General features: G+C 44.8%; 15 protein-coding genes. 13 read left to right on the top strand and 2 right to left on the bottom strand.

The features are described from left to right. The first annotated feature begins 16 nt into the window (after positions 1-16). The 6 genes from mnmG (at position 17) to SporoP33_RS09255 (ending at position 6,243) form a co-directional block, all read left to right on the top strand. Positions 17-1,906: a tRNA uridine-5-carboxymethylaminomethyl(34) synthesis enzyme MnmG gene (gene mnmG / locus SporoP33_RS09280; RefSeq protein ID WP_081243451.1), complete on the top strand. Its 1,890-nt coding sequence runs from the start codon at positions 17-19 to the stop codon at positions 1,904-1,906. Between the two features lie 54 nt (positions 1,907-1,960). Next, complete coding sequence (rsmG, locus tag SporoP33_RS09275) at positions 1,961-2,683, top strand: 16S rRNA (guanine(527)-N(7))-methyltransferase RsmG (protein ID WP_081243450.1); 723 nt, start codon at positions 1,961-1,963, stop codon at positions 2,681-2,683. A gap of 77 nt (positions 2,684-2,760) precedes the next feature. Next, positions 2,761-3,633, top strand: coding sequence for a nucleoid occlusion protein (gene noc, locus SporoP33_RS09270; protein ID WP_081243449.1), 873 nt, complete (start codon positions 2,761-2,763; stop codon positions 3,631-3,633). A gap of 246 nt (positions 3,634-3,879) precedes the next feature. Further along, positions 3,880-4,641: a ParA family protein gene (locus SporoP33_RS09265; protein WP_081243448.1), complete on the top strand. Its 762-nt coding sequence runs from the start codon at positions 3,880-3,882 to the stop codon at positions 4,639-4,641. Beyond that, positions 4,634-5,470, top strand: a complete 837-nt coding sequence (locus SporoP33_RS09260) for a ParB/RepB/Spo0J family partition protein (protein ID WP_081243447.1) — start codon at positions 4,634-4,636, stop codon at positions 5,468-5,470. Before SporoP33_RS09265 ends, SporoP33_RS09260 begins: the two co-directional genes overlap by 8 nt. A 68-nt stretch (positions 5,471-5,538) precedes the next feature. Further along, positions 5,539-6,243, top strand: a complete 705-nt coding sequence (locus tag SporoP33_RS09255) for a DUF554 domain-containing protein (RefSeq protein ID WP_081243446.1) — start codon at positions 5,539-5,541, stop codon at positions 6,241-6,243. Here the strand turns inward: SporoP33_RS09255 and yyaC are convergent. Next, a complete protein-coding gene (gene yyaC, locus SporoP33_RS09250; protein WP_081243445.1) occupies positions 6,154-6,795 on the bottom strand; it encodes a spore protease YyaC in 642 nt (213 codons plus the stop codon). The two genes, SporoP33_RS09255 and yyaC, sit on opposite strands and share 90 nt — an antisense overlap. Positions 6,796-6,906: 111 nt before the next feature. On the opposite strand from yyaC, the gene SporoP33_RS09245 reads away from it, so the two are divergent. The 3 genes from SporoP33_RS09245 (at position 6,907) to ychF (ending at position 9,212) form a co-directional block, all read left to right on the top strand. After that, on the top strand, positions 6,907-7,839 hold the full coding sequence (locus SporoP33_RS09245; RefSeq protein ID WP_081243444.1) for a mechanosensitive ion channel family protein: 933 nt from the start codon (positions 6,907-6,909) through the stop codon (positions 7,837-7,839). Then, on the top strand, positions 7,820-8,017 hold the full coding sequence (locus SporoP33_RS09240; protein ID WP_081244818.1) for a DUF951 domain-containing protein: 198 nt from the start codon (positions 7,820-7,822) through the stop codon (positions 8,015-8,017). The genes SporoP33_RS09245 and SporoP33_RS09240 overlap by 20 nt, the downstream gene beginning before the upstream one ends. Before the next feature lie 94 nt (positions 8,018-8,111). Continuing rightward, positions 8,112-9,212: a redox-regulated ATPase YchF gene (gene ychF / locus SporoP33_RS09235; protein ID WP_081243443.1), complete on the top strand. Its 1,101-nt coding sequence runs from the start codon at positions 8,112-8,114 to the stop codon at positions 9,210-9,212. A gap of 162 nt (positions 9,213-9,374) precedes the next feature. Here ychF and SporoP33_RS09230 read toward each other — a convergent pair whose 3' ends face one another. Next, positions 9,375-9,917 (bottom strand): DUF3267 domain-containing protein, encoded by a 543-nt coding sequence (locus SporoP33_RS09230; RefSeq protein WP_081243442.1) that lies wholly within the window; start codon positions 9,915-9,917, stop codon positions 9,375-9,377. Between the two features lie 155 nt (positions 9,918-10,072). On the opposite strand from SporoP33_RS09230, the gene rpsF reads away from it, so the two are divergent. From rpsF to SporoP33_RS09210, 4 genes are all read left to right on the top strand, one after another. Further along, entirely contained in the window at positions 10,073-10,360 is a 288-nt protein-coding gene (gene rpsF, locus SporoP33_RS09225; protein WP_081243441.1) for a 30S ribosomal protein S6, read from the top strand. Between the two features lie 47 nt (positions 10,361-10,407). After that, the gene (gene ssb / locus SporoP33_RS09220) at positions 10,408-10,926 is read left to right on the top strand and encodes a single-stranded DNA-binding protein (RefSeq protein ID WP_081243440.1); all 519 of its coding nucleotides are present in this window, start codon (positions 10,408-10,410) and stop codon (positions 10,924-10,926) included. A 43-nt stretch (positions 10,927-10,969) separates the two neighbouring features. After that, positions 10,970-11,209 carry a 30S ribosomal protein S18 gene (rpsR, locus tag SporoP33_RS09215; protein WP_196796916.1) on the top strand — a complete coding sequence of 80 codons (240 nt, stop codon included), beginning with the start codon at positions 10,970-10,972 and terminating at the stop codon, positions 11,207-11,209. A gap of 245 nt (positions 11,210-11,454) precedes the next feature. Next, positions 11,455-12,393, top strand: coding sequence for a YybS family protein (locus SporoP33_RS09210; RefSeq protein WP_081243438.1), 939 nt, complete (start codon positions 11,455-11,457; stop codon positions 12,391-12,393). Positions 12,394-12,401 lie beyond the last annotated feature (8 nt).

Genomic DNA, 12,401 nt, shown 5'->3' with positions numbered 1-12,401 from the left:
GGGAGGATGAACGAACATGCCACAATTTGAAGCAGGCACGTTCGATTGTATCGTCATCGGAGCTGGACATGCAGGCGCAGAAGCAGCCTATGCAGCAGCCAAGATGGGCGCATCGACAGTAGTACTTACAATGAATTTAGATATGATTGCTTTTATGCCTTGTAATCCATCACTGGGAGGGCCCGCAAAAGGCATCGTCGTACGTGAAATTGATGCACTTGGCGGCCTAATGGCAAAAGTAATTGACAAAACGCATATTCAAATGCGTTTATTGAACACAGGAAAAGGCCCGGCAGTACGTGCGCTGCGTGCGCAGGCTGACAAAGTGCTGTATCAGCAGGAAATGAAGCGGGTATTAGAAGAACAGCCGAATTTGACACTTCGCCAGGCAGTCGTAGAACGTTTAATCGTTGAGGACAATGAAGTCAAAGGTGTCGTCACGCAAATCGGTGCAATATTCCGTGCGAAGACCGTCATTATCACAACAGGCACATTTTTACGCGGGGAAGTTATTATTGGTGACTTGAAGTACTCAAGCGGTCCTAATAACCAAATGCCGTCCATCAAACTGGCGGATCACCTTCAGGAACTTGGTCTGCAGACGGTGCGTTTCAAAACGGGAACACCGCCGCGCATCAACAGCAAGACTATCGATTACAGTAAAACGGAAATTCAGCCGGGCGACGATGTACCGCGTTCATTCAGCTATGAAACGACGGAGTTCATCATGGATCAACTGCCTTGCTGGTTAACGTATACAACACCGGAAACACACGAAATTATCAATGACAATCTTCATTTATCTCCGATGTACTCGGGTGTCATTAAGGGGAAAGGACCCAGCTATTGTCCATCCATCGAAGATAAGATTGTCCGTTTTGCAGACAAGTCACGGCATCAGATTTTCTTGGAGCCGGAAGGCCGCAATACGCGTGAAGTGTACGTACAGGGATTGTCAACAAGTCTCCCTGAACATATACAGCACCGCCTGATTGCCAGCGTCCCGGGTCTTGAGAAGGCTGAAATGATGCGTGCCGGCTACGCGATTGAGTATGATTCCATCATCGCAACACAGCTATGGCCGACGCTGGAAACGAAGCAGATTAAAAACTTGTACACTGCCGGCCAGATTAACGGCACTTCCGGATATGAGGAAGCGGCGGCACAAGGTTTGATGGCGGGAATTAACGCAGCATGCAATGTTCTCGGCAAGGAAGAAGTCGTGCTTGACCGCAGCGATGCATATATCGGCGTGCTCGTTGACGATCTGGTTACTAAAGGTACAAGTGAGCCATATCGTTTGCTGACTTCAAGAGCGGAGTATCGTCTGTTGCTGCGTCATGACAATGCTGACATGCGGCTGACGGAAATCGGTTATCAAAATGGCATGATCAGTGAAGAGCGTTATGAAAAGTTCCTTGCAAAGAAAGCACAAATTGCTGCCGAAATTGAACATTTACGCAAGACAACTGTCAAACCGTCAGAATCGATTCAGGAAATCATCGCTGAAGCGGACGGTGCAGCACTTCGTGAACCAATGAAAGCAGCTGATCTGCTGAAACGCCCAGAAATGAAGTACAGCGAATTACGTAAAGTTGTTCCACCTCTTGAAGACATCAATGAAGAAGTAGCGGAACAGGTGGAGATTTTCATTAAGTATGAAGGATATATCGAAAAATCCATGCAGCAGGTAGCAAGAATGAAAAAGATGGAGAACAAGCGGATTCCGGAAAACATCGATTACGATGCAATTTCAGGCATTGCAAAAGAAGCAAAGGCAAATCTTAAAGCAGTCCAGCCTTTGTCTATTGCACAGGCATCGCGTATTTCAGGGGTCAATCCGGCAGACATCTCCATTTTGCTTGTCTATATAGAGCAAGGAAAAATTGCGAAAGTATCCGGTTAAGTACAGGGACTGGCGCTTATGCAGGCGTCAGTCTTTTTGAAAAGGAATGAGAGCATGACAGAAGAACAGTTTTATGACGCACTGCGGCAGAATGGCATTGAATTGTCCAATACACAAAAGCAACAGTTCAAGCGCTATTTTGAAGTGCTGGTAGAGTGGAATGAAAAGATGAACCTGACGGCGATTACGGATGCACCATCTGTATACCTAAAGCACTTTTATGATTCCATAACAAGTGCGTTCTACGTGGACTTCACATCTGTAGAGTCTGTTTGTGACGTAGGGGCAGGTGCAGGTTTTCCGAGCATCCCGCTGAAGATTTGCTACCCGCATCTTCACGTAACGATTGTTGATTCATTGAATAAGCGCATTACATTTTTAAACCACTTAGCCAGTGAATTAAAGCTTGAAAAAGTGGCATTCATCCACGCGAGAGCAGAGGAGTTCGGCCGTAATCCAAAATACCGTGAACAGTTTGACGTAGTTACAGCACGTGCAGTAGCACGCTTGTCTGTGTTGTCTGAACTGTGTATCCCACTTGCCAAGCAAGGCGGATTGTTTGTATCCATGAAAGGCGCAGCTGCTGCGGAAGAATTACAGGATGCATCAAGAGCGGTTAAGTTGCTGGGGGCAGTATTACAGGACGAGCATGAGTTTCTGCTGCCGGAAGAAAATAGTGAACGTCACATCTTTGTATTTGAAAAGAAAAAGCAGACACCGAAGAAATACCCAAGAAAGCCAGGAGTACCGAACAAAACACCGATTACAGCGGATTGAGTATGAGAAATGTTTCACGTGAAACAATTGTATTGATGGGATAAAAGGGACGAGTTTCGAAAAGGTGGTGCAGGGGGTTGAAAAATACTTTTTCGCGCTTTTTTGGTGGGGGAGAGAAGTTGAGTACTATAGAGGAAGTAAATGTTCATCATCCGGAAAACATAGCACAAGTTGCAATTGATTCGATTACACCGAACCAATATCAGCCACGCTCAATTTTTAATGAAGAAAAAATTGAAGAACTAGCCAGAACCATTCATACACACGGTGTTATTCAGCCGATTGTTATTCGTACTAAAAGTGACGGTTCATACGAAATAATTGCAGGTGAACGAAGGTACCGTGCAATGCGTAAGCTTGGCTGGACTGAAGTGCCAGCAATTGTCCGGGATTTGGACGATAAAGAAACAGCCTCCATTGCATTGATCGAGAACTTGCAGCGGGAGGAATTGACGGCAATCGAAGAAGCGCATGCTTATGAGCGCTTATTGGACTTGCACGAATTGACGCAGGAAGCATTAGCTCAACGGCTTGGCAAAGGTCAGTCTACTATCGCAAACAAAATGCGTCTGCTGAAGCTGCCTGAAGAAGTGCAGAAAGCCATCTTGCAAAAAGAGATTTCAGAACGCCATGCACGTGCACTGTTGCCGCTGAAAGAAGCCGCACTCCAAGTTGAAGTACTGGAAGAAATAAAAGAGAATCAATATAACGTCAAAGCACTGGAATCACGGATTAGAGAGATTATGTATCCGGTTGAGGCAACCGAGAAGGTGCAGCCGCTCAGACGGCGCGGACCGCGACAAAAAGCCGTGAGCAAGGACGTCCGGATTGCAGTGAATACGTTACGTGAATCGCTCAAGCTAATGGCAAAGAGCGGAATTGAAGTAGAATCAGAAGAAGTGGATTCAGAAGAATTCTACACAATCACAGTGAAAATATGTAAAAAGTAACGATTGAAAACTCTTGCTGACCGACTGGCAAGAGTTTTCTTATATATCCATAGAGTTCATCGTTCGAAGATGATAAAATGAAAGTAGATTGAATACAGTACATACTGCCAAAAGACGGCTGTCAGCATGTTAAAAGCAGGTTATATGTAACACATTATCCATTTTAATTCAGACATAAGAAGGCAATGAAGAAAACTTTGGTGTACTATTAGAATAAATGAAAAAGAACAGAAAGCAGGTGCAAGAGTGGGTAAGATTATCGCCATAGCAAATCAAAAGGGAGGAGTCGGCAAAACAACGACTTCTGTAAACTTAAGCGCATGCCTTGCCCATATAGGCAAAAAAGTGCTTTTAATTGACTCGGATCCACAAGGGAATGCGACAAGTGGAGTCGGTGTTAACAAAGGTGACGTACAAGACTGCATCTATAATATGCTGATTGACGATGTGCCTGTACGGGATATTATCCTGACAACCAACATTGAAAACCTCGATATTATTCCTGCAACCATTTCATTGGCAGGAGCTGAAATCGAACTGGTTTCCACTATTTCACGTGAGGTCCGGATGAAACACGCGATACAGGATATTAAGGATGACTATGATTATGTCATTATTGATTGTCCGCCTTCACTTGGTCTGTTGACGCTGAATGCCCTGACAGCTTCTGACTCCATTATTATTCCGGTTCAGTGCGAATATTACGCGCTGGAAGGTCTAAGCCAGCTGTTGAGCACCATTCGTCTCGTCCAAAAACACTTGAATGAATCACTTTATATTGACGGTGTATTATTGACAATGTTTGATGCGAGAACGAATTTAGGAATTCAAGTAATTGAAGAAGTGAAGAAGTATTTCCAGGACAAAGTGTATCACACCATTATTCCGCGTAATGTCCGTCTGAGCGAAGCACCCAGTCATGGAAAGCCAATTATCTTATATGATTCCCGATCCAAAGGCGCAGAAGTTTATTTAGAGTTGGCAAAGGAAGTGGTGGAGAATGAGTAAAGGTCTGGGTAAAGGTCTAAATGCATTATTTCCCCGTGAATCATTGGAAAAGGTAGAACTGTTACGTCTGAAAAGCATTAAAGCGAATCCTTATCAGCCCCGAAAAGAATTTGACGATGAATCACTTGCTGAACTGAGTGAGTCCATTAAAGAACACGGCGTTCTGCAGCCAATCATTGTCCGCAGCGTTGGAACTCAATACGAAATCGTCGTAGGGGAAAGAAGATATCGCGCTTCTGAATTAGCAGGCAAAAAAGAAATCCCGGCTGTTGTGCGTGATCTGACAGATGAGCAGTCCATGGAAATGGCTATTCTGGAAAATCTGCAGCGTGAAGACTTATCACCAATTGAAGTGGCGGAAGCATACCAGAACCTAATGGAAAGCCTGGAGCTTACGCAGGAGCAGCTGGCCTTCCGTCTAGGGAAGAGCCGTCCGCATATTGCCAACCATATTCGCCTTCTGGCTTTGCCGGAGAAAGTCCTAAAAGACATTTCCCAAGGAATATTGTCTATGGGGCATGGCCGGACATTGCTGGGTCTTCGTAAGAAGGAGCAAATACTGACAGTTGCTGAAAAGGTCAAGACGGAAGGGTTAAACGTTCGTCAGTTGGAAAAATTAGTGCAGCGATTGAATGAAGACGTTCCACGTGAAACAAAAAAAGAAAAGAAAAAGGATATATTCATTGAAGCGCAGGAAACTACACTTCGTGTACAGTTCGGTACTAATGTAACCATCAAGAAGACAAAGAAAAAAGGCAAAATTGAAATTGAATTTCACTCTGATGAGGACTTTGAACGAATCCTTGAATTATTAAACACTGAGCGATAATATACAAACCTATTTTGCCGTGACCGCAAAATAGGTTTTATTCTTGAAAAGAACATGGACGTGACTGCATGATACTATTTGGTTCACTGTTTAACGTATTGACAATTATAGTCGGTACATTGATTGGAAGGTTTCTGTATGGAATTCCGGAACGAATGAAAGAAACCATTATGTACGGAATTGGAATGGCCGTTGTGGCAATTGGTTTACAAATGACATTTGAAACAACACAAATAGTCATTGTGATCCTGAGTATTGTCATAGGGGCAATCCTGGGAGAATGGATTGACCTGGATAAAAAGGTTAACCAATTAGGACGATGGATTGAGAGAAAGCTGCCTGCAAAAAAAGAAGGGCCAGGAATTGCACAGGGATTCGTTACGGCTACGTTATTCTTTTGCGTAGGATCTATGGCAATTATCGGAGCTATTGATAGCGGGCTCCGTAATGATCACAATGTGTTAATAATGAAAGGGATATTGGATGGTTTTACTTCCATCATCTTTAGTTCCACATTAGGCATTGGCGTAGCGTTTGCAACTGTTCCTCTATTGATTTACCAAGGAGGCATCACCTTTTTGGCCACCATCATCAGCCGGTTTGTTCCAGACGGGCTGATGGAGTTATTCATTTCCGAAATGACTGCAACAGGCGGCCTGATGATTGCCGCCATCGGTCTAAACTTAATCGGCTTGACGAAAATCAGGGTAGCCAACTTCATTCCAGGGATTGGGATAGTTGCGGTGATCGTAACGATTGTGTATATCATCTGACGGTTTTCGGTGATGCGCCAGCTGCAAGGCACGGCCAATCAGGCGGCTCATTTCAAACGGCAGATGCAGACGTGTGCTTTGCAGGACGGCCTGTTCCATGAAACCGCCAATATTTACAATGCCTTTGATGGATACATCACCTACAGGCGGCAGTTCCTTGCCAACAGCTTTACCCGGTGCAATCGGACCGCTGTGAAACAATAGATCACCGACTGCGTCCTTTTTGCTGAGGCAGGCATCTATAGCTACAATGAATGCATCGGGATAAAGCGTGCTGGTCTGCTCAATCCGCTGCCGCAAATTTAACGCATGAAGCGGGTCCTGTAATGTGCCGACGACGGTGTAAGGGAAGAGGCTCATCTCTGACAGGTATGAGCCAGTCAATGGACCCAGAGCATCACCTGTTGATCGGTCCGTGCCAATACAATAGAAAATAATCGGTTGCTGCTTGAACGGAATGTGCTGTATGAAGTAGGAACTTAATTTCCACACCACACCAGATTCTTTACTGGAAATACGGTAATGATAAGAAGAGGCTTCGGCTTTATGCATTTGGAGACACCAGTCCTTTATGTTTTATTACGCTGAAGATTATCGGCGCATGTATTGCTGTGAAGTATAGCCGCGGGCGCAGCCGTTTATACGAGAGGAGGATTTCTTTCCATGGCTGTTAATACAAAAGAAGATGTGAAAGAAAATCTGAAATTCATCGAGGAATTAGTTCAACAGATGAGAGATACTTTACTTGATACAAGGTTTTGGATTGATACTGGTTTCTTTGCCATTCGAATCGTTTTAATTGTTGTGGTGGCAGGCATCGTAGTGAAAGTCGGACAAATGCTGATTCGCCGATTTTTTGCCATTAAATTAAAGAGTCCAATGCGCAAGTCGGAGAGACGCGAGAAGACGATTATTAAACTTCTGGAGAATGCCCTTAAGTACATCGTCTATTTCTCTGCCATACTGGCCATTTTGACGGAATTTCATATAGACGCAAAAGGATTACTAGCCGGTGCTGGTGTACTCGGTCTGGCTGTCGGCTTCGGTGCGCAGAGTCTGGTCAAGGATGTCATCTCGGGATTTTTCATTATTTTTGAGGATCAGTTTGGGGTAGGAGATTATGTGCGCATTAATTCTGGTGAAGGCACAGTGATGGAAATTGGTCTTCGTACAACAAAGATTGCACTGTACGGCGGAGAATTGTACACGGTGCCGAATGGACAAATTGGTGAAGTCATTAACTTTTCTGTCACCAATTCCATGGTCTTACTGGATCTTGCACTGTCCTATGAGACAGACATTGATCATGCGGAAGAATTAATTAAAGACTTCCTGAAAAAACTGCCGAAAGACCGCTATGCTGAAGTTATTGGAATTCCTGAAGTGCTGGGCGTGCAAAGCATGGAACCGTCAAGGATATTACTTCGTATCGCGGCAGAAACGGAACCGGTCGCAAACTTTGGAGTAGGCCGGAAACTGCGGCAGGACTTGAAAAAATTCATGGATCAGAACGGAATAGAAATGCCTTATCCAAGAATGGTCATCCACAAAGAGAATATGGAGGGGAATTCATATGATGGCGGAGAAAGAGTTTAATTTGCATGATGTAGTAGAGATGAAAAAACCGCATCCCTGCGGAACAAATGCCTGGAAGATTATACGTATGGGGGCGGATATCCGAATCAAATGTGAGGGCTGCGGACACAGTGTAATGATTCCGCGGAATGAATTTGCTAAGAAGATGAAAAAGGTTCTGCTGAAGAACGAGTCTTGACAACACATAGACAATCCGGCACATTGTCCTTATAATGAAGTGGTTGACTATGAAATAATGCAAGCTTTGGATAGATAAGAAAGGTGTGGGGAGAATGGCGTTGACAGCCGGAATAGTGGGTCTTCCGAACGTGGGAAAATCAACTTTATTTAATGCAATTACAAAGGCAGGAGCGGAGGCGGCGAATTACCCGTTCTGTACGATTGACCCGAACGTAGGAATCGTTGAAGTGCCGGACGAGCGTTTAGATAAGCTGACGGAACTGGTTACACCGAAAAAAACTGTACCGACGGCATTTGAATTTACGGACATTGCCGGAATCGTAGAGGGCGCGAGTAAAGGTGAGGGGCTCGGTAACAAATTCCTTTCACATATTCGTGAAGTGGATGCTATTTGTCAGGTAGTTCGCTGTTTCGAAGACGAAAACATTACACACGTGTCCGGTAAAGTAAATCCGATCGATGATATTGAAATCATCAATCTGGAACTGATCCTTGCTGATATGGAAAGCGTTGAAAAACGTTTGGCGCGCGTATCGAAAATGGCTAAACAAAAGGACAAAGCTGCGATGGTTGAAGAACCTGTCCTAATCAAACTGCGCGATGCATTTGAAAATGAAATGGCGGCACGTTCTGTTGAACTGACGGATGATGAATATCAGGTAGTCAAAGGCATGCACTTGCTGACGATCAAGCCGATGCTCTACGTGGCGAATGTTTCGGAAGATGAAATTGCAGACGCCGATAATAATCCGTATGTGCAGCAAGTGCGCGACTTTGCGGAGAAGGACAATGCAGAAGTAATCGTAGTCTGTGCAAAGATCGAAGAAGAGATGGCTGAGCTGGAGGATGACGAAAAGGAAATGTTCCTTGAAGAGCTTGGCATCAAGGAATCAGGTCTTGATCAGTTAATCAAAGCAACATATAACTTGCTTGGACTGGCGACGTACTTCACGGCAGGCGTGCAGGAAGTGCGCGCATGGACATTCATCAAAGGCATGAAAGCGCCGCAATGTGCCGGCATCATCCACACAGACTTCGAACGCGGATTCATCCGTGCCGAGACAGTGGCGTACGATGATCTGGTAGAGTATGGTTCTATGACAGCTGCGAAAGAGGCAGGTAAAGTTCGACTGGAAGGTAAGGAATACATCGTTAAAGACGGGGACGTTATGCTGTTCCGTTTCAACGTATAATACAAAAAGGGCTGATTCTCACGATGAGAATCAGCCCTTTTTGAAGTTTGAAGCAGGGTATCTTCAAGGCTTGTGCTAAATGTCAGTGCCAGTAAATGTGCAAGTACGAAGAGACGGAAACTCCAGCTGCCCGTTTTATATCCCGCTGACAGCCTATCCATTTCAATCTGCAGGATAAACATACAGCTTCGGCTGTTCCGGGTCGTCTTTCACCATGGCATGGTCTGGGAATTTCTTCAGTTCCTTATACATCGCAAAGTCTCCGGCGGCTCCGCCAATGAGCATGGCACTGAGCAACAGCAGTACCCCGTCGTTGAGATAGAGCGCAATAACAGCTGGAAGCACACCCGTCATCCAAAACGGCAAGAGCAGCGCTTTGCGGATTCCTTTATTGTCCATCAGCTGGTCTGCCGTCGCATACGCAACGCCCATTTTTAAATTAACGCCATACGCCATGTTCTTCCATGGAACGCTGCAGAACATGCGAAAACCGAGCAAATGAAAAAATTCATGAATCACAATTAGAACGATGTATCCGACGAGAGCATAAACGACATACCAAAATGAAAAAGACAATAGTAATTCGCCCTGCAGTAAGAAACGAATTGCCAAAAGTATGATCAGCGGAATAAAAGTCAGCCAAAGACTTTGCTTAGCGATCTTCTGCAGATCAAGTTCGACAACTGCAGGCTGCTGTTCCTCCATGTGAAATCACTCCTTAATTCATTCAGTATAGTATATTAAGGGTTGTTATTCCAATCCGTGTGTGATAGTATAAACTGATGTGAGTAATATTAAATTTACTTACTCCTTGCCCACTTGTAAAAGTAGGGCCCAAGTCCATAAGGAGGTGACTATTGATGAGAAAGTACGAAATTATGTACATTATGCGCCCAACTCTAGAGGAAGACGCGAAAAAAGCGTTGATTGAACGCTTTGATAACGTCTTAACTTCAAACGGAGCGGAAATCATCGAGTCGAAAGAGTGGGGCAAGCGCCGTCTTGCTTACGAAATCGACGACTTACGTGAAGGTTACTACCAATTAGTAACTGCAAACGCTGGTGCTGAAGCAATCGATGAATTTACACGTCTTGCAAACATCAACGAAGGTATCATTCGTCATATGACAACTCGCGTAGACGCGTAATCTGATATAAACAATTTAAATTTATGATGAGGGAGGTTTGATTCTGAATGATAAACCGTGTCGTTTTAGTTGGCCGATTAACAAAAGATCCTGAGCTGAAATATACACAGACCGGAATTGCTGTGACTCGTTTCACGCTGGCTGTGAACCGCGCGTTCGCTAACCAGCAGGGAGAGCGGGAAGCTGATTTCATCAACTGTGTAGCTTGGCGTAAACAGGCTGAAAATATCGCGAATTATTTACGAAAAGGAAGTCTAGCCGGAGTAGATGGCCGTATTCAGACGGGCAGCTTTGAAGGCCAGGACGGTAAGCGTGTTTACACGACAGAAGTTGTTGCGGACAGTACCCAATTCCTGGAGCCGCGCAGTGCCAATACAGAACGTCAGCAGACGCCATCATACGGTGGCGGAGCTCCTTCTTATAATGCACCGCAAGATCAGGGACAAGGGTACAACAACCAGCAATCCTACCAACCGAATCAGCAAAATATGACGCGTGTCGATAATGATCCATTCCAGCCGGGCGGCGGTCCAATCGAAGTAACTGATGATGACTTGCCATTCTGATTGAAATAGGTTCACGAATACGCAAAAAGGAAGGAGGACAACAATTATGGCACCACGTCGTGGAGGTCGCAGACGCCGTAAAGTTTGCTATTTCACTTCTAACAACATTACACACATCGACTATAAAGATGTAGATTTGCTGAAGAAGTTTATCTCTGAGCGCGGAAAGATGTTGCCTCGTCGAGTTACTGGTACAAGCGCTAAATACCAGCGTAAATTGACGATTGCAATCAAACGTGCACGCATTATGGCACTTCTTCCGTTCGTACAAGAAGAGCGGTAATATATAAACCGCCACTGACTGAATTACTCAGTCAGTGGCGGTTTTTTTATATAATTTGTCAGAAATGACTAGCATAAAACATCCATTTAACTGGAAGACAAACCGGCCTGTGCTTTTGATTTCGCACCAAATCATGATACAATTAGAAGGATGAATGTGACTTTATATGAATGAAGGAACATCACACTTTGTCCGCCGGTCTCGACGGTCGGCAAAAGAAGCAATGAATGAATTGAGGCGTAGATATGCAAGATCAAGCAAGGAGAATTACGTATGGTGCTATGATGGTAGCACTCTTCGCCATATTACTGGCGCTGACTTTATACGTACCATTACTCGGCATGTTAACATTGTTGCTGATTCCGTTGCCTGTTACACTTTATCGTTTGCGTTATGACCGGCTTTCCACCCTGCTGGTGACAGTATGCACGTGGCTCATCACCTTGCTGATTGGCGGATTGCTCTCCATCCCTTCGGCTATTGTATTGAGTCTGGTTGGATTCGTGATCGGTGATACTGTGCGCACAGGCAAGTCAAAACTGTATGTATTCATGGCAACAGGCGTCGCATTGCTCATTTCACTAAGCCTGCTGTACCTAGGTACGGTATGGTTCATGAAGATTAATCCGATTGATCAGCTGCTGCAGCAATTTGAAACGATTCAAGAAGAAGCACTCGTTATTCTGGCGGGAATGGGAAATTCGACAAGGGATATGGAACGGGTTGTAGCGGAGGCGTTTACGTATTATCAGACCATAGTGCCGTCACTGTTTATCTTATCGGTTTTCATAGCGTCTTATTTTTTCGTTATGCCCATTCTGGCAATCGCGTCACGTTTGCGTTTTGAGGTTCCTAAGTTTGCATCCTTCCGGTCTATGCGTCTGCCGTTTGCCACAGTGCTTGCCTACTTGGCATTGCTGCTGATTTCTATTTTATCGCAGCCTGAACAGGGGACGACGTTTTATCTGATGGAGGCAAATGCCATTCTCATCTTTAGATTCTTATTCTTCTTACAAGGTTTGGCGTTAATTTACTATGCATTGCAGAAAATGAAGCTGCCGCTAATTGTCAATGTGCCGGCTGCATTACTCGCCATGTTCCTCAGCCCTTTCACCGTAATGCTGGGTGTGTTGGATATCGCCATTAACATTCGTGCATGGATAGATAAAGACAAGAGAGCGTAGGAGATGAG

The organism is Sporosarcina sp. P33 (genome assembly GCF_002077155.1).
In the GTDB taxonomy this organism is placed as follows: Bacteria; Bacillota; Bacilli; order Bacillales_A; family Planococcaceae; genus Sporosarcina.
Note: the sequence above shows the minus strand (reverse complement) of the source record. Positions and strands in the feature narration are given on the sequence as shown.